At 35.5% G+C, this 18,889-nt stretch carries 15 protein-coding genes; 5 read left to right on the top strand and 10 right to left on the bottom strand.

What is annotated here, in order from left to right; genetic code table 11:
• Positions 1-3: 3 nt before the first annotated feature.
• The 4 genes from pyrG to JZO69_RS03595 all read right to left on the bottom strand — a co-directional run bounded on the left by pyrG (position 4) and on the right by JZO69_RS03595 (position 6,007).
• Positions 4-1,605, bottom strand: coding sequence for a CTP synthase (gene pyrG / locus JZO69_RS03610; protein WP_207111529.1), 1,602 nt, complete (start codon positions 1,603-1,605; stop codon positions 4-6).
• Between the two features lie 246 nt (positions 1,606-1,851).
• The gene (locus JZO69_RS03605; protein WP_207111528.1) at positions 1,852-3,522 is read right to left on the bottom strand and encodes a peptide ABC transporter substrate-binding protein; all 1,671 of its coding nucleotides are present in this window, start codon (positions 3,520-3,522) and stop codon (positions 1,852-1,854) included.
• 32 nt (positions 3,523-3,554) lie between these two features.
• Positions 3,555-4,925, bottom strand: a complete 1,371-nt coding sequence (locus tag JZO69_RS03600) for a transglutaminase-like domain-containing protein (protein ID WP_207111527.1) — start codon at positions 4,923-4,925, stop codon at positions 3,555-3,557.
• A 17-nt stretch (positions 4,926-4,942) separates the two neighbouring features.
• Entirely contained in the window at positions 4,943-6,007 is a 1,065-nt protein-coding gene (locus JZO69_RS03595; RefSeq protein WP_207111526.1) for an enolase C-terminal domain-like protein, read from the bottom strand.
• A gap of 299 nt (positions 6,008-6,306) precedes the next feature.
• Between JZO69_RS03595 and JZO69_RS03590 the strand changes: the two genes are divergently transcribed.
• Together JZO69_RS03590 and JZO69_RS03585 are read left to right on the top strand one after the other, a co-directional pair.
• Entirely contained in the window at positions 6,307-6,873 is a 567-nt protein-coding gene (locus tag JZO69_RS03590; protein ID WP_207111525.1) for a helix-turn-helix domain-containing protein, read from the top strand.
• Positions 6,874-7,032: 159 nt separating this feature from the next.
• Positions 7,033-7,374: a metal-sulfur cluster assembly factor gene (locus JZO69_RS03585; RefSeq protein WP_207111524.1), complete on the top strand. Its 342-nt coding sequence runs from the start codon at positions 7,033-7,035 to the stop codon at positions 7,372-7,374.
• A 576-nt stretch (positions 7,375-7,950) separates the two neighbouring features.
• On the opposite strand, the gene JZO69_RS03580 is transcribed toward JZO69_RS03585, so the two are convergent.
• From JZO69_RS03580 to ppdK, 6 genes are all read right to left on the bottom strand, one after another.
• On the bottom strand, positions 7,951-8,298 hold the full coding sequence (locus JZO69_RS03580) for an EamA family transporter (protein WP_207111523.1): 348 nt from the start codon (positions 8,296-8,298) through the stop codon (positions 7,951-7,953).
• Complete coding sequence (locus JZO69_RS03575; protein WP_207111522.1) at positions 8,295-8,663, bottom strand: EamA family transporter; 369 nt, start codon at positions 8,661-8,663, stop codon at positions 8,295-8,297. The genes JZO69_RS03580 and JZO69_RS03575 overlap by 4 nt, the downstream gene beginning before the upstream one ends.
• A gap of 15 nt (positions 8,664-8,678) precedes the next feature.
• A complete protein-coding gene (locus tag JZO69_RS03570; RefSeq protein WP_207111521.1) occupies positions 8,679-9,647 on the bottom strand; it encodes an alpha/beta hydrolase in 969 nt (322 codons plus the stop codon).
• Between the two features lie 121 nt (positions 9,648-9,768).
• Positions 9,769-11,070: a diaminopimelate decarboxylase gene (gene lysA, locus JZO69_RS03565; protein WP_207111520.1), complete on the bottom strand. Its 1,302-nt coding sequence runs from the start codon at positions 11,068-11,070 to the stop codon at positions 9,769-9,771.
• A gap of 134 nt (positions 11,071-11,204) precedes the next feature.
• The gene (locus JZO69_RS03560) at positions 11,205-12,302 is read right to left on the bottom strand and encodes a serine hydrolase domain-containing protein (RefSeq protein WP_207111519.1); all 1,098 of its coding nucleotides are present in this window, start codon (positions 12,300-12,302) and stop codon (positions 11,205-11,207) included.
• Between the two features lie 296 nt (positions 12,303-12,598).
• A complete protein-coding gene (ppdK, locus tag JZO69_RS03555) occupies positions 12,599-15,208 on the bottom strand; it encodes a pyruvate, phosphate dikinase (protein ID WP_207111518.1) in 2,610 nt (869 codons plus the stop codon).
• A gap of 173 nt (positions 15,209-15,381) precedes the next feature.
• Here ppdK and ccpN point away from each other — a divergent pair, with 173 nt between their 5' ends.
• The 3 genes from ccpN to JZO69_RS03540 all read left to right on the top strand — a co-directional run bounded on the left by ccpN (position 15,382) and on the right by JZO69_RS03540 (position 18,837).
• Complete coding sequence (gene ccpN / locus JZO69_RS03550; protein ID WP_207111517.1) at positions 15,382-16,017, top strand: transcriptional regulator CcpN; 636 nt, start codon at positions 15,382-15,384, stop codon at positions 16,015-16,017.
• A 90-nt stretch (positions 16,018-16,107) separates the two neighbouring features.
• On the top strand, positions 16,108-16,923 hold the full coding sequence (locus JZO69_RS03545; protein ID WP_207111516.1) for a pyruvate, water dikinase regulatory protein: 816 nt from the start codon (positions 16,108-16,110) through the stop codon (positions 16,921-16,923).
• A 12-nt stretch (positions 16,924-16,935) separates the two neighbouring features.
• Complete coding sequence (locus JZO69_RS03540; RefSeq protein WP_207111515.1) at positions 16,936-18,837, top strand: fructose-1,6-bisphosphatase; 1,902 nt, start codon at positions 16,936-16,938, stop codon at positions 18,835-18,837.
• Positions 18,838-18,889: the final 52 nt, after the last annotated feature.

Genomic DNA, 18,889 nt, shown 5'->3' with positions numbered 1-18,889 from the left:
ATTTTATTGATTATTTAATGCTGCCTCAACAAATCCTTTAATCAAATGTTGTGGTCTATTTGGTCTAGAAATCAATTCTGGATGGAACTGACAAGCAACAAAGAATTTCTTCTCTGGTAACTCAACAATTTCAACTAAGCGATTGTCTGGTGAAACACCAGAAAAAACTAAGCCATTTTCTTCAAATAATTGACGGTATTTATTGTTGAACTCATAGCGATGACGATGACGTTCTTGAACAACCTCTTGTCCTTCGTATGCGGCTGCTGTGACACTGCCTTTTTTCAACTTACAAGGATACAAACCTAAACGCAATGTTCCGCCAAGATTCTCAACATTTTCTTGATCTGCCATCAGATCAATGATGTTGTTAAGAATATCTGGATTATTTTCTGCTGAACCAGCATCTTCAAGTTTTACAACATTACGAGCAAATTCCACACAGGCCATTTGCATACCTAAACAAATACCTAGGAATGGTACATCATTTTCACGGGCAAAACGAATTGCTTCGATCTTCCCTTCTACTCCACGATCACCAAATCCACCTGGAACCAAGATTCCATCAGCATCTTTTAAGATTTCAGCAACGTTTTCTTCTGTCAATTCTTGTGAATCGATCCAGTCGATCGCAATATCAGAGTCAAAAGCAAAACCAGCATGTTTCAACGCTTCAACGACTGAAAGGTACGCATCAGGAAGTTCTACATACTTCCCAACTAAAGCAATTCTAGTTGTTTTCTTCAGGCCTAATACTTTTTCTTCTAATGCACGCCATTCAGTCATATCAGCAACTGGTGCATCTATTTTTAAATGATCACAGACGATCTGATCCATATTTTGAGCTTGCAGCGCTAATGGGATCGAATAAAGCGTTTCTACATCACGTGATTCAATAACAGCTTCTGGTGCTACATCACAAAATTGAGCTAATTTATTTTTTGTCCCTTGAGAAACTGGTAATTCTGTACGAACAACTAAAATATTTGGTTGAATCCCTAAACTGCGCAATTCTTTTACGCTATGTTGTGTTGGTTTTGTTTTCATTTCGCCGGCCGCTTTTAAGTAAGGAATCAGTGTTGTGTGGATATACATCACATTATCACTACCAACATCAGCTTTCATCTGACGTAAGGCTTCTAAAAATGGTAACGATTCAATATCACCTACTGTTCCGCCGACTTCCGTAATAATGATATCCGCATCTGTCATAGTAGCAGCACGCATGATTTTGTCTTTGATTTCATTTGTGATATGAGGTATAACTTGTACAGTTGCACCTAAGTATTCACCTTTGCGTTCTTTTCTCAATACTTCTGAATAAATCTTCCCTGTTGTCACATTAGAGTATTTATTTAAGTTGATATCGATAAAACGTTCATAGTGACCTAAGTCCAAATCTGTTTCGGCACCGTCATCTGTGACAAAAACTTCTCCGTGTTGGTAAGGACTCATTGTTCCTGGATCCACATTGATGTATGGATCAAATTTTTGAATCGTTACTTTCAAGCCGCGATTTTTTAATAAACGTCCTAAAGATGCTGCAACAATACCCTTCCCAATCGAAGAAACTACGCCGCCTGTAACAAAGATATATTTTGTCATAATATAAAAAAACCCTTTCTTAAAATAGATTTGTAGAGATAAGTGAGCAACGAATAGGTTGTTTTTTTACTTACTACAAAAAACAAAAGCTCCCTATCCAAAATGAATAGGGAGCTGGAATTCGTTGTAAACTTCTGACCTTCTCAAAGGTGCCCAAGTAGTATAATACAAGCAAATCTATTTGAGGTCAAGCATTTCTGTTAGAAGATTTTTGTTTTTTTAGTAAAGTTTTAAACCTTTACTCATTTAATCGTTGATATAAGCATTTTTATACGTGCTAGTCGCACCAAAGTTATGATACTCGATTCCTTTAACACCTGGACGGACTAATTGTCCTCTTGCTTGTTGATATAATGGAATCAACGCAACATCTTCTTCTACTAAAACTTTTTCAGCTGCAATCAATGTTTCCCAACGTTTTTCAGGTTCATTAGCATATTTATTAGAAGCGTCATCAATCAACTGATCATATTTTTCACTGCGGTAACTTGTTTTATTTTTTGTGCTTACTGAGCTTTCTAAGAACGTCATTGGATCTTGGTAATCTGGTCCCCACATACTAACAGAAAGTTCATAATCCCCTTTTTTCATCAGCTCAATTGAATTATTCAATGGAACTGTTTTTACATTGATTTTCAATCCTGGCAATGTTTTTTCTAATTGTCCTTGAATAAATTCAGCAACTTTTTTGTCGCCATCACCATCTTTAGATAGTAATTCGATCGTTACATCGCCATTCAATTCTTTTTTAGCTTTGTCTAAATATTCATTAGCTAATTTTTCGTCTGTTTTTACTAAGTCGCCTGCTTCTTTTCTAAAATCTTCTCCCGTTTCAGGATTAGCTACGAAATTTTTAGGAATATAACCATAAATATCTTTTGAACCATCTGCTAAAATATTTTCAACTAAACTTTTCTTATCTAGCGCATACGCAACTGCTTTACGTACGTTTTCATTAGCAAAGATCGATGGTTTGTCGTTTCTCTTTTGATTCATTCTTAAAGAGTAGACTTTTGAACGTTGGATTGCTTCGTAATCTGGATTGTCTTTATTTTGTTTAGCAAAGTCTCCTGTCAGAATCGCTACATCTAATTCACCTGATTCATACAGATTGAAAACAGTGTTTGTTTCTTTTAAGACTTCAAAGTGGATTTTTTCCGACTTCACTTTGTCTGCATCATAATAATCTGGATTCGCAACTAAATCCCATGACATTGAAGCTTGGTCCCAGTTCTCCATTAAGAATGGTCCATTGGAAACGATATTTTCGCTAGAAGTGCCATATTCTTTGCCTTTTTCAGTTACAAATTTTTCATTTTGCGGGAAGAATGGTGAAAAGGCCAATAATGAAGTGAAATAAGTAACTGGTTTCGCCATTTTGATTTCCAGTGTATAATCGTCTAACGCTTTTACACCAAGCTCATCCGCTGATTTTTCTTCATTGACGATTTCAGTACCGTTAAGAATTGTTCCATCCATTAAGAAGAAGTAATTCGCTTGATTTTTTGGATCAGCCATTTTTTTCCAAGCAAAAACGAAATCATTCGCTGTGACTTTATCGCCGTTTGACCATTTCGCATCATCTCTGAGTTTGATTTTATACGTTTTGCCATCTTCTGAAATTTCTGGCATTTCTTTAGCTACAGCCGGTATCACGTTATCTTTTTCATCTAGCTGATAAAGACCTTCAAACACGTTAGATTGTGCATTAACACTAGGCTCATCTTGTGTGAAGATCGTATCCATCGATCCTACTTCGGATGCTTCCATCAAATTTAATACTCTTGAAGATTTTTGTTCTGTTGATGCACCTTTACTGGCAGTATTATCTGTTTTATCGCTTGCTTTCCCTCCACAAGCTGAAAGTAATAGCATTGCTGTAATCAATGTAAGACTTTGTTTTAAACCTTTTTTCATACGTTTCACCTTTTCCTTTTCTTTTTTATTTATTACACAATTTCCTCCATTGAAACCAACTCTTGTTTTACTTCTAAGTAGGCATAAGGAAGTCCTTGGTTTTCATATTCGAATTCTCCTCGCTGATTGTCGATTGGATCCGCTCTTAAAAAGCGCTTTGGAGGATCAAAATCTTTTTGGATCTCGCTATTTGCTGGCATCCTGAATATATCTAAATTGCCGAAATAATAATTCCAACGATCTAAATCCCCATTTCTACGTGCGCCACCGCCAAATGATAAGTCAGCGAAAACCCAACCGTATGGTGCCACATAAAATTGTGCCCAATCGTGACAGCCTGTGTAGTATTGTGACACATATAGACCTGACTGCCATTTTGCGGGGATTTTCGCCATTCGACATAAAGTGATAAACAAGATTGCTTGAACGCCGCAATCCCCCTTTAAATTGACTGCAGCATACTCTGAAATATTATCAATCGTGAAATATTCCCGCATGAACGAATAATTGACTTTGGTTGTGATAAAATCATAAATTTTTCGTGCTTTTTTGATTGGATTAGTTTCCCCAGCTAAAATCTCTTCAAGCAGCTGTTCCAAATAAGGAGTAAAACGAATATGAGGTAGTTGTTCGCTTAGTTCAAATTCTGGTTGAAGCTCAGACACTTTGTTTGGATCTAGTTCAACGTAATCAACTTGATTGATAAAACTGTATTCAACTGAAAAAACTTGATCTTCTTCTAATGTCGTTTCAAAATAAACTGTTCGTTGTGCTGCTTTTTCAGGTGCAATAAAAGTAGCTTCAGGTGTCGTTTTTAAAATTTGAATATCTGAAGCTTGTTTGCATTCTTTTGGTAATGGCAAGTATACGCGAACTTTCTCACCTGGACGTTCGTGTTCTTTTTTCACTTGAATACTTGTTTTTAAATGAATTTTTACTTTTCTCCCACCCTGTTCTTTCATTAGCTGAACATTCTGGGTCAATTCTTGTTTTCTCAAACGGTCTACTTCGTTGTCTTTTTTAACAATCAATCTCGCTTCATAATCGGCTTGTGTCTTAATCAGATTCATCAAGAAACGACGTTGAAAATGAACCTTTCCATCAATATACAGCCAGTCGACTTTACCAGTTTCTTTTAAAACGGTTAACTCTTGCTCTTGATATTCTTTAAACGTTTCTTTCATCATCTGGTTTGCTTCAGCAATTGCGAATGGATACTCATTAATCCCAACGATCCGGATAATATCTTGTTCGATTTCTAAACGTTTCCTTAACGCTTCAGGTAATTCATTCGACAAGAGATGCTCAATCAATTTCCCGGCACCATCAAAGTCCCCATAATTTTTTAGTTTGATAACATCTTCCGGTAACGGCACACTCATATATTTTAGATCGTAATACATTTGACCACTCACCTTTCTTATTTACTTAGCCCCAAACCAGCTTTATCGGATAATGAAATCAGACTAGTTGGTTCTAATCCTACACCGCCTGGAATCGCGACTTCATTTAAACCAAAAGTTGCATCTAAATCTGCTCTAGTGATATTTTTGGTCGCTGCTGCTAAATGCGCGGCAGCCGTTACACCAATATTGGTCTCTTCTACCATACATCCGATCATACATTCAACACCAGCAGCTTCACAAATGCTATTGATTTTCAGTGCTTCATGGATTCCGCCGCATTTCATCAATTTGATATTAACGAAATCAACAGCACGTGCCTTGATCAACCGCAATGCATCTTTGGAATTAAAGCAACTTTCATCAGACATAATTGGTGTTGACACATTATTTGTGACAAAAGCTAAGCCATCGATATCATTGTACGCAACTGGCTGCTCTACTAATTCGATACTGTATTCTGCCAAATGATTGATTGTATTAACTGCTTCTTTAGGTTTCCAGCCTTGATTGGCATCTAAGCGTAAATTTATTTGACTGCCAACAGCCTCTCTTATCGCTTTGATCCGAGCGACATCGGCTTCAAAACCAGTTCCTACTTTTATTTTCAACGTATCAAACCCTTGTAAAACAGCTAATTTCGCTTTTTCGACCATTCTTTCAGTCGTATCGATGCCCACTGTCATATCCGTCTTAACACAAGAATCAAAGCCTCCTAAAAGTTTATATACAGGTAGATTAGCTTTTTTCCCAAATAAATCATAACAAGCAATATCGATTGCCGTCTTAGCGGATGGAGCAAGTGCTGCTACAGAATTCATGATACTATGAACTTTTTCTATGTCTAATGGATCGATTCCTAGTAATTGCTTTTCAAATAATTGAATACACTCTGTTGTTCCTTTTAAAGTTTCACCTGTAATCAAAATGCCAGGTGACCCTTCGCCGTAACCAATGATTCCTTCATCCGTTTCTATTTCAACAATCGCACTCATTGAGTGTTCAATCGTGCCCAGTGAGATTGTGATTGGTTCTTTTAACTTTACAGCCTTTGGTTCTACACTTATTTTTGTTATTTTCACTTGATTTCCCCCAGTATTATTTGCATTAAATTAGTGCGTATTTCTACGCTATGACTTACTACCCAAAATAATATATCAATCTAAACGAAATAATAAGCATTCTTTTTTTAATTTTGAATTAAATTTTACCACAAAAATTGAATTATTTGTTACAATTTTAAGTTTACTCTATGGAAATGTCAATATAATAATGAGATTTAGATGTGTTTTTTTTAATCGTAATCCAAGTGCTTGTAATTTTGTAACGAATTCGAGATAATATGAATGAAAAAAGGACTCTAAACAAAGGACGGCTGTCAATGGAATTTAGAAAAATTAAAAATTTACGGAAAGAAAAAAAAATCACCTTAACTGAATTAGGAGAAAAAACAGGATACTCCGCTAGTTTCTTGTCGCAAATCGAACGTGGAACTAATCGCCCTTCTCTAGAAGCATTGAGAAAAATCGCTGATGCATTAGACGTCACTGTAGCTTCACTTTTAGCGAATGAAGCGCCTCAAGTTATTCAGGATGACGAAACTTCAGAACATGGTTATAAAGTAATTCGAAACTCCTCTGGCACCATTTATAACCCTTGGCAAACGAATTCTACTTATTATGATACTCTGTTCAATTTACCCGTACATACAAATAACATGGTTATTTCAAAAATTTATATTGATGCACAAGCATCATCCAGCGGTCGGAAAATTGCTCATAATCTTTGTGAAATAAATTACGTAATCAAAGGTGAAGCAACAATTGAATTAAAAGATGAAATACTGATTTTACATGAAGGAGATGCGATTTTTTTAGAAGCTTTTACTCAACATAATATTATTAATGCAACGGAAGATGAATTGTTGCTATTTACATTACAGTTTTAGCGTAATGTCCTGCCTTATTGAAAAAGATTCTCATTTACAAAGTATTTAAAAAAAGGTATCATATGTAAAGAACGAACTGTCAAGAGTCCTGTTATATTTGCTGTTTTATTCATCCAAAAGCAAAGAACAACGGACGAACAATAAAAAGGAGTAGATACAATGACTGAAACAAATCAAGAGTGGTCTGCCGAAGAGGTTGAGGATATTAAGGAACAGATTTTAACCGCGTTAGAAACTGTGATTGATCCTGAACTTGGAATTGATATCGTTAACTTGGGATTGATTTATGAAGTTGAATTTGCACAAAATGGTGACACTGTCATCAAAATGACCTTAACAACCATGGGCTGTCCGTTAGCTGATGTTCTGACTGAACAAATCCATGAAGCTCTAAAAGAAATTCCTGAAGTAAAGAATCCAGAAGTAAAACTTGTCTGGTATCCAGCTTGGACGACTGATAAAATGTCCCGTTATGCTCGGATTGCTTTGGGTATTCGTTAAAGTTAACACTTAAATTAGTAACTAAAAAAGGAGTAACCGCTATATTTGCAGTTACTCTTTTTTTGCTACTTTCAAATAATTTTAGATTTGTTATCCTTATGAATATAATTCAATGCTTCCAAGTTTGAGACGAAATTAAGGTTGCTCAATCAGCGCTATTAAGATTTTTTTCATCGCTACAAAAACAGAACGGTTTTCAATTTTTTATTCATTTAATTTCACTCCCTAGATAATCAAATTTAGAAGGTTTTATGTATTTCATCTTTTCATTATTCTCTCAACCTACTATTTTTTTATTAAACAAAAAATAAGCCGAAAATCGCTGAAGTATAATCAGTAATTTTCGACCTAAAAATGTTAGTTTCTATTTTTTTTCAATACTGCATTCAGCATGATAATTCCCGTAACAATTGTGGTTACAGCCTGCAATAATTTGATTTTATCGATTCCTTTTGATTTGACGGTCATATTAACCCCTCCTGATGTTTATATTTCTATCTTACAACTAGAAGTAGTTCATTGCCAATAACAAGCTTACATAGACATTACTTAAATAAACGCATTTAAACTCTATTTTTATTGACTGATAATAAAAACACCTACAATTATCAAAATAACTGCTAAAACTTTACGAACACTCAGCTTTTCTTTGAAAATAAAATAAGAAATGATAACTGTCCAAACATAGGTCAATGAAGTCATTGGAAAAGCGATTGAATAATCTAAAAGTTTTAATAAAGCAATATTTGTCACCGCACTTAAGATATACAAAAACGAACCTAAATAAATCCAACCATTGGTCAATACAAGTTTAAGACTTAATTGCGGAAGATCATTCATGCCCTTTTTTAATGCCAACGCACCTGCACTACCAGAAAATGTCGTAACAACGAGAATCAGCAAAATCGTCGCATAATTGGTCATATGGTTTCCTCATTTCCTTCAATACCTAAAAGGACTGAACCTGCAATAATGAAACCTGTTCCTATTAACTTATACCAAGTGATACTTTCATTTAAAAACACTGCCCCCAAAAGGATCGATAAAGCAAATCCTAGACTCATCATCGGCTGTAAAATTGATACTTCTCCATAACGAAAAGCTGCCATCATGAAAAACATTCCAGCACCTGCTGCTATGAATCCGATAATATATAAGATGAATGCATAATTCCCCGTTCCATCTGCTCCAAATTTCCACGCCAATTGCCCTAAGCTACTTAATGTAGCAGCGATCAAAATCAATACAACACCCAAACTTACCTTCTGTTGCTTATTTTTTGAGTCCATATTTGTACTCCCTTCTTAACAATAGCGATCAATAAATTCAAAAACCGTGCCAAAATAGTGATCTGGTTCATAAATAAACGAGGATAAATGCGGCGCCTTTTCAACAATTAAACTTTCCTTTACCCCGTTTGTGGCTTCCATATTTTCATAAAGCATTTGATGTGGAACAAATTTATCCCCTGTGCCATGAATAAACAAAGTTGGCAAATTATTTTTGGCTAGTTGATCAACAGAAGAAGCTTCTTTAAGTGAATAACCAACTTTCTTTTTAGCTAAATAATCAGCAATCGTTAATATAGGAAACGCAGGTAACTTGAAAGCCGAGCGCAGCATTGCCCCAAATTCATTGTATACAGAAGAATAGCCACAGTCCACAATTAGACCTTTAACATTTTTCGGTAATTCTTCGCCACTTGTCATCATCACCGTTGCCGCTCCCATCGATCCGCCGAATAAAATAATTTCAGCTGACGGTTCCATTGAGATTATTTCTTGAATCCACTTTAATAAATCCAAACGGTCTAACCAGCCCATTCCGATGACATTTCCTGTACTTTTTCCATGAGCTCTTAAATCTGGAATCAAAATATTGTACTGTTGATCAGAAAACCTAGAGGCAACAAAAGCCATGTCACGCTGACCATAAGAACGATAGCCATGGACGCAAATCACCCACTTTTTACTTTCAGGGTGTGGAATGATCAAACGGCTGTAAAGCTTTTCCTCAGCTGTCTCCAGCCAATAATCTTGAGCAAAGCTTTCTTGCCAAAAGATATCCCCTTGTTGATTTTGTTTTTCTTCAGTAAGATCATAATGAGACTTTCCCTTATTGAAATTGTCTGGGTTCATCATTTTATGTCCCGTCGTGTCATACCATTTATTATCTCTAAAAAGAGCAACGTTCAAGAAAAAATTTGCTGCATAAACTGAAACTGCAACAATCAAAATCAATAAGATAACCAAAACCACCACAATCCACTTCAAAAATAACACCTCACTCCTAAAATTTAATGCCTTATTCAAGTATACTCCTATTTGAGAAAAAAAGTATGGATGTACTCAAGCGAAAAAACCTTCTCCAATTGGAAAAGGCTTCGATCACTTGCTATTGACAATCTAATGCAATTAGATCTTCATACGTTTCTCGACGAATCGCTAGTTTATCTTGACCATTTTCAACAAATACAACGGCTGGTTTTAAATTACGATTATAGTTATTGGCCATTGAATAGCCATAAGCACCTGTACTTGTAATTGCGAATAAGTCTCCTGCATCCATTGGCGGCAACTCGATTTCTTTGATCAAAACATCACCGGATTCACAATATTTACCAACGATTCTCACTTCTTCCAGTGTTTCTGTACTAATTCTATTCGCTAAAAATCCATCATATACTGCATCATACAATGCTGGTCTGATATTGTCCCCCATTCCGCCATCTACTGAAACATAATGCCGCACATTTGGGATCACTTTTTGGGCACCTACAGTGTAGATTGTTGTTCCAGCTTCCGCGATAATACTACGACCTGGCTCGATCCAAATTTCCGGGAATGCATAATCTAGTAATTCACATTGACCTTTCACCGCATTTACGATAGCTTTAACAAACGCTTCTGGTTCAAGTGGATCATCCGCTTGGGTGTATTGTACACCAAAACCACCACCCATATTCAAAATATCCACAGTATAGCCAAATGTATTTTTCCACTCATTTAAAATTAGCAACATTTTCTCAACAGCTGCCAAAAAACCTTCTGCAGAAAAAATTTGTGATCCAATATGACAATGAGCTCCTTTTAAAATCAGATGATCATCAGCTAATATTTTTTCTAAAGCTGCAGTTGCTTGTCCGCTATTTACATCAAAACCAAACTTAGAATCCACTTGCCCAGTCAAAATATAATCATGTGTTTGTGCATCCACTCCTGGCGTAATACGAAACATGACCGCTTGCTTCTTCCCTTTTTCCTTTAAAACAGCACTTAATAAGTCAATTTCATAAAAATTATCAATAATAATTGTTCCCACGCCTTGGTCTACAGCGAATGCTAATTCTTCTTTTGTCTTATTATTACCATGAAATTCGATATTTTCAGGTAACATGCCACCTTTGATCGCTGTATAAATTTCTCCAGCTGAAACCACATCACAACCGACTTCTTCTTCTGCTAAAAGTTTATACATCGCTAAACAACAAAATGCTTTACTTGCATAAATGACCTTATTTTTTACTCCTAAAGAGTTGAATGTTTGTTTAAATCCTCGGGCACGTTGACGAATATGTGCAACATCGTAAACAAATAATGGCGTTCCGTATTTCTCAGCTAAAGTAACGGTATCACAACCGCCAATCGTTAAATGTTCTTGTTCATTAAATTTTGCCGTTCCAAATAATAATGGCATCTCTTCACCTTCTTTAATTGATTATTAAAAATAATAGCATAAAAATGAAAAACTTCCTATCTATTTTTCATCATTTTCACAACGGAATCAGAAATTTAGTCTCTTTATATTGATCGTCTTCTGATCAATAACACTCACTCGGAAAGAACTTGATAGATTCTCTCACTTAACTCTCTCATCCCGTCTTCGGCTTGTTGATTTGCAAAAAGAATGACTAAATCTTGATTATTCTGATCTCCATAAATGACTGTGTCGTAGCCACCGAGATTTCCCTCAGAATATTTTAGTTCATCAAAATAAATCATCCCTGATTGATAGCCTTCGTTTTTTACACCAGCAAGCTGTTCATATTCATTTTGATCAAAAAGTTGCCCATTAGTTAAGCTTTGAAGAAACACAAGAAAATCTTCAGGGCTCATATACATATTCCCTGCCCCTAATAAACTGGAAAACAACTTATCACTTGTTGGAAAAGGATCAGGCTGATAATCTTGTCCTATATAAAAATACGGCTGTGCTTTCGTTTCATTTTTAGGTAAATCATCCCAAAAATACGTATGCTCTAATTCTAATTTTTCTATGATTTTCTTTTGAATAACTTCTTCATAAGGTTGCTGTAAAATTTTGGAAATAATGCCGGCTAACAGCGTATAATTTCCATTTGTATAAAAAAATTCTTTGTCCTGTGTAACAGTCAATGTTTTTAAAGTATTATCAAGTTGGCTTTTTTGATCCTTTAACAGTGTTGCAGGCTCTTCTTCTTCCATCATGATTCCAGAGCTATGGTTAAGCAGTTCTCTGATGGTAATATCCTGACTAAAATCAACTTCTGGAAAAAATGAATCTAACGTCGTATCAAACGTAAGTTGATCATCTTTTACTAATTCTAATATAATTGCTCCCGTAATTATTTTTTGCAAAGAAGCAATAGGAAATACACTGTCCACTTTGTTAGACAATTTCTTTTCTGCATCAGCATACCCATAACTTTGTTGAGAAAAAATAGCTCCTTGACTGACGATCAATGCAGTTCCTTGAAAATGAGCATCTTTGATTTCTTGATCAATATATTTTTTCATCTCTGATTTAGCAGTTTCTTCACCTTTGACATTTTGCTTCGACTCAGAGCCGGATTCTTCAAAAAAGCCGTTTTCCTTATTAAAAAACCATCCGATTAATAAAAACAAAACTAGCAATCCTACAATAATGTAGCCTTTTGATCGTTTACTCATTCAGTACACTTCTTCCTTTATCCATTTCAAATAAATTATACCATTTACTGAATGAAAAGCAGACTAAAATGAAAAGCTGGACTTACAGCAACGCACCAAACAAGTAATACTCTATGTGACTCCCTGTACCTAATTTTTTCAAACGAAGCTGTAAAAATCTAACGATTAGACTAAAGACCGCACAATGCATAAACGCATTGTGCAGTCTTTAGAAAATTTCCGAAGCCTTTGATTCTTAATAAACTTTTGTCTCACTCACATCTCACGGAACTTAGATATAGATTTTCAAATGTTTTCTACGACTCTTGAGCAATGGTTAAAATAGCAGCTGGAATCCGATACGGCGAACACGAAATGTAATCCACACCAATCTTTTTCAAGAAACGAATAGATTGAGGATCTCCGCCAACCTCACCACAAACGCCGATTTTAATTGTCGGATCAACCTCTCTTATTTTATCAACAGCAATTTTCATTAACATACCAACACCTTCTTCATCGATATGTTGAAATGGATCGTTTTTTAGAAGCTGTTTGTCTTGGTAAGCACCTATAAATTTGACTGAATCATCCCTAGAAAAACCATAAGTCAGTTGAGTTAAATCATTCGTACCAAAACTGAAAAAGTCAGCGGCTTCTGCGATTTTTTCAGCAGTTAAACAAGCTCTTGGTATTTCTAACATCGTTCCAATTTTATATGGGATAACTTGTTCTTTCTCATCAAAAATCTCTTGAATTGTCCGAACAAGACGTTCTCTTAACCAAAGCATTTCTTCTTGACTCCCGATCAACGGAATCATGATTTCTGGAACAATTGTTGAATTGCCTTCATGTTGAGAGACTTCTATGGCACTTTCAATAATGGCGGCGACTTGCATTTCATAAATTTGCGGCGTTGTAATAGCTAAACGGCAACCCCGATGCCCTAACATCGGATTTTGCTCATGTAGCTCTGCGATTCGATGATTGATTTGCTCTTTTGTTCGTTTTGTGGCATTTGCTAAGTGTATGATTTCTTCTTCCGTTTGCGGTAAAAATTCATGTAACGGAGGATCTAATAAACGAATAGTGCATGATTTATTTTTTAATAAAGTAAACATTGTTCGGAAATCTTCTTTTTGAAATTCTTTTAGTTGATTTAAAGGTGCCATGAGTGATTCTTCATTTTCTGCAAGAATCATTTTCCGCATTTCAAAAATTCGTTCTTCCCCGAAAAACATATGCTCCGTTCTTGCTAAACCAATCCCTTCCGCACCTAATTTTAATGCGGTTTCAATATCTGCTGGTGTTTCAGCATTCGCTTTAACATCAATACTTGCCGCCTCTTTAGCCCAATCTGTAATAATTTCTAAGACTTGCCATTCATCGCCTTGTACATAAGGGATACTACCTTTATAAATGGTTCCTGTTGTTCCATCTACAGAAATAGGATCACCTTGATGCAAAGTAACCCCATCTGCGGTTGCTTGTTCCAAAAATTCATCCACATAAACTTCTTCACAGCCTGCAACACAGCATACACCCATGCCTCTAGCTACAACAGCAGCATGTGATGTCATGCCGCCTCTAGAAGTCACGATGGCTTCACTAACGACCATTCCTTCTATATCTTCTGGCGATGTTTCTTGACGAATTAAAATAACTTTTTCCCCTTGTTCACTCGCTTTTTTCGCTTGTTCTGCCGTAAAATAAATGTTTCCACTGGCTGCCCCAGGACTCGCTGGTAACCCTTTTGCAAAAATGGCAGCCTCTTTTAAACACTCTGGTTCAAAAACAGGATGAAGTAATTGCGTCACCATTGTTGGATTGATTCGCTGAATGGCTTCTTTTTTAGAAATAATTCCTTCTTCTACCAACTGAATGCAAACTTTGAATGCAGATTTAGCTGTTCGTTTCCCATTTCTAGTTTGTAAAAGATAGAGTTTCCCATTCTCAATCGTAAATTCAATATCTTGCATATCTTTGTAATGATTCTCCAACAAACCGCTTAACTTCAAAAATTCTTGATATACTTTTGGCATCAACAGTTCAAGTTCACTAATCGGTTGAGGTGTTCTAATCCCTGCTACTACGTCCTCTCCTTGAGCATTCAGTAAAAACTCCCCGAAAATGCCTTTCTCTCCTGTCGCAGGATTTCTAGTAAATGCTACCCCTGTACCGCTTTTAGAACCAAAGTTTCCAAAGACCATCTCTTGAATATTGACTGCTGTTCCTAATGAATCTGAAATATTGTGTAAACGACGATATGTGATCGCTCTGCGGTTATTCCATGAACGAAAAACGGCTTCTACTGCTAAAGTTAGCTGTTCGTATGGATCTTGCGGGAATGGTTGATGACTGACTTCCAAAAAGATATCTTTATAAACCGCTACCAATTTCTGCCAATCTTCTGCCTGCATTTCAGTATCCAAAACATATTTATTCTTTGACTTATAAAAATCCAATTGTTCTTCAAATCGATTTTTATCAATCCCACAAACTACATCACCAAACATTTGTAAAAGTCTTCTATAACAATCATAAGCAAAACGACTATCGCCTGTTTTTTGAATCAAACCAATCACAGTTTCATCGTTTAACCCTAAATTTAAAATCGTATCCATCATTCCCGGCATTGAAAATTTCGAACCACTTCTCACTGAAACTAAAAGTGGATCAGCTGCTGCCCCAAATTTTTTCTTCGTTCTTCTTTCCATACTCTCAATATGTTGTCGGATTTCCATATTTAACTCATTTGAATCAAATTCTTTCTTTTGTAAATAATCTAAGCAAGCTCTTGTGGTAATGGTGAAACCAGTCGGTACAGGTAATGCTAATTTTGTCATTTCCGCTAAGTTAGCTCCCTTGCCTCCTAATAAATCTACTTGTTCTTTACTTCCTTCTGAAAAATCAATGACATATCTCACGAGCAAACTCTCCTTCGTTTCTATATAGTGTATCACATTACTTTAAAAACGATTATATTGTGTATCACATTGAAAGTCAACAGGTAATAGTGTAACTTTTTTTTATTGTTGCATTATTTTTATAAGAAATATATAATAATTAGTGTGTCACATTAAGAAAGTAGGTTGATAAAATGAAACTTACCTCAAGACAATTAGAGATCATCAAAATCGTCAAGGAAAATGAGCCCATCAGTGGAGACAGCATTGCTAAAACACTTGGTTTAAGCCGAGCAACCTTGAGAAGCGATTTAGCTATTTTGACGATGACTGGTTTGCTTGATGCGAGACCAAAAGTTGGCTATTTTTATACAGGTCAGACAATTGAACCTTTGCTTTATGAAAAATTGTACAAAAAAACTGTAGAAGATATTATGTTGCCACCCATACTTATCCATCAGAGTACAACGGTTTATGATGCCGTAACAAATTTATTTATGTATGATGTTGGCTCTTTATATGTTAAAGATGACAACGATGAGTTAAACGGCATTTTGTCTCGTAAAGATTTATTACGAGCTGCGATCAGTAACCCTAATACAGAAAAAACCCCTGTTGCTATGATCATGAGCCGTATGCCTAATATTATTACGATAACTCGCGACCGGACTATTCTAGAAGCGGGCGGATTATTGATGCAACATAGTATTGATACATTGCCTGTCGTTGAGATCAATCAACCAAAAAAAGTAATCGGTAAAGTAACAAAAACTAGGATGATGGCTTACTTTATTAATGCAGGTAATGACATTGAAAAAGAAAACTATTAACAAATAAAAAGGTTCTTCACGATTGCTCTTTTAAAATTTATTTAAAAAGAGACAAATTTAGAACTATAAAAAAAATAGGAGCGTGCATTTATGCAAAAGAACAAAATCAAAATTTATTTAGTATCAGATTCCGTTGGAGAAACTGCACAAAAAATCATTTCAGCCGTTTCAGCACAATATCCAAGTATTGATATGAGCGATATTCAACGTTTCCCTTTCATCACTGATGAAGAATTATTACAGCCCATTTTAAAAGATGCTCTACATGATAAAGCTGTTGTAGTCACAACATTGGTGAATAAAAAACTTGTAAATTTAGTCAAAGACTTCTCTAATCGTACCGGACTACAATATGTCGATTACATGAGTCCATTAAGTGAAATCGTTGAGGGAACCTTTGGCGTTCAGCCCTTACAAGAACCTGGGGCTATCCATAAGTTAAACGAACAATACTTCAGTCGTGTTTCAGCAATCGAATTTGCGGTTCGGTATGACGATGGTAAAGATTCAAAAGGCTTTTTAGAAGCTGATTATGTATTATTAGGTGTTTCTCGCACATCTAAAACACCATTGAGTATGTATATGGCAAACAGAAATCATAAAGTGGCGAACCTGCCTTTGATCCCAGAAGTTGCTTTACCTGCTGAACTAGACCAAATCGATCCTAAAAAAATCATTGGTTTAACAACAAGTATCGATAGTTTAATGGACATCCGTAAATCTCGTCTGCATTCTTTAGGGTTAAAAGAAGACTCTGCCTATACAAATGCCGATCGTATTCAAGAAGAGTTGGATTATGCAAATAGCGTTTTTGAAAAATATAATGCTTTAGTAATCAACGTCGATAAAAAATCTATTGAAGAAACAACAACGATCATCGAAGATTTAGCCCAAAACGAACGCTAAGGAGTCGTGCAGATGAGCAACTTTCAATCTAAAGAACTGATTGCTGAAATTATTAATCTAGAAGCCATTTTAAATTTACCCAAAGGAACCGAACATTTCATCAGCGACCTTCATGGGGAATTTGATGCCTTCAATCATATTTTAAGAAACGGTTCTGGAAGTATTCGTAACAAAGTTCATACTCTATTTAATCAAGAACTTTCTATAGAACAAATGGATGAATTGTGTTTTTTGATTTATTACCCTGAAGAAAAAATTCAGTCTTTAAAAAAACAACACACTTTATCTCAAAACTGGTGGTTTGAAACTATTGAACATCTGCTGATTATCGTTCGTTTTTCATCAAGTAAATATACTCGATCCAAAGTTCGTAAAGCCTTACCTAAAACCTATGCCTATATCTTAGAAGAATTGATTTATCAGTACGATGAAACCACTGACAAAAAAGCCTACTATCGTCAAATAATCAAAAAAATCATCGAACTTGATGAAGCAGAATATTTTATTACTGATTTAGCGTATTTGACTCAACGTTTTGTCATTGATCATCTTCATGTGATTGGAGATATTTATGATCGTGGGCCTCATCCTGACAAAATTATGGACTCTTTAACTGAGTACCATTCCTTAGACATTCAGTGGGGAAATCACGATATCATTTGGCTAGGTGCCGTGAGTGGATCAAAAGCTTGTTTAGCAAATGTATTGCGGATCTGCGCCCGTTATGGCAATCTTGATCTATTAGAAAATGCGTATGGTATTGATTTACACTTACTAAAATCATTTAGTCGTAAAACCTATCATGAGAATATCCATTTTAAGCCTAAGGAAAATCCTTACAGAAAGCTTTCAATAGCCGAAGTAACTGATTCGATGAAAATTCAGCAAGCAATGGCGATCATCCAAGAAAAGTTAGAAGGTCAAATTATCAAACGGCGACCAGAATTTCAGATGGAGCATCGATTGTTATTGAATACAATTCAAGAAAACCAGCTTACGATTAATAAACAAACTTACAATTTAGTCAATACTTGCTTTCAAACAATCGATTGGAATAATCCTTATCAACTATCTAAGGATGAAGAACGAGTTATCACAGATTTACTAGAGCAATTTCAACATGCCCAAAAATTAAATCAGCATATGGCTTTTCTCATAGAAAAAGGCTCACTTTATCTTTCCTATAATAAAAATTTATTGATACATGGCTGTATCCCTCTTAACAAAGATGGATCTTTTCAATCAGTGTTATTCAATAAAAAAACGTATAGTGGTAAAAGCTTACTTGATTTTTTTGAAGCTAATATTAAACAATCGTTTGAGCAACCTTGGCAAACTGAAGACTTTTCAACTGATCTCGTCTGGTATCTTTGGTGCGGTGAACGTTCATCACTCTTTGGAAAAAAAGCTATGAAAACATTCGAACGTTATTTTATCAAAGATAGTGAAACCCATATTGAGGAGAAAAATGCTTATTATGAGTTAAGAAATGATCCTGAGATCTGTTGCCGTATTTTAAATGCCTTTTCAATCAATGAACCAGATGCTCATATCATCAATGGGCATACACCTGTCAAACTACTCAAAGGTGAATCTCCAATTAAAGCAAGCGGAAAAATGATTGTGATTGATGGCGGCTTTTCACGAGCCTATCAAAAAGTGACTGGAATCGGCGGATACACACTCTTGTATAATTCTTTCGGAATGCAATTAGCGGCTCATAAACCTTTTTCTGACAAAAAAACTGCTATCGAAAAAAATGATGATATTATTTCCACACGTCAAATTGTAGATCGTCAGGTAAAACGATTGAAAGTCAAAGACACAACGATCGGTTTATCTTTGATAAAAGATACTAAACAGCTGAAACAGCGATTAGATAACCATGATCACTATTCTTATAAACATAAATAAAAAAAACAGAAGAGCTCAGAGACAAAACGAATCATCCGTTTTGTCTCTTGGC

This window comes from Candidatus Enterococcus ikei (assembly GCF_017316105.1).
Classification (GTDB): domain Bacteria; phylum Bacillota; class Bacilli; order Lactobacillales; family Enterococcaceae; genus Enterococcus_L; species Enterococcus_L ikei.
The sequence above is the reverse complement of the archived record's forward strand: the minus strand, read 5'-3'. Positions and strand labels throughout refer to the sequence as shown.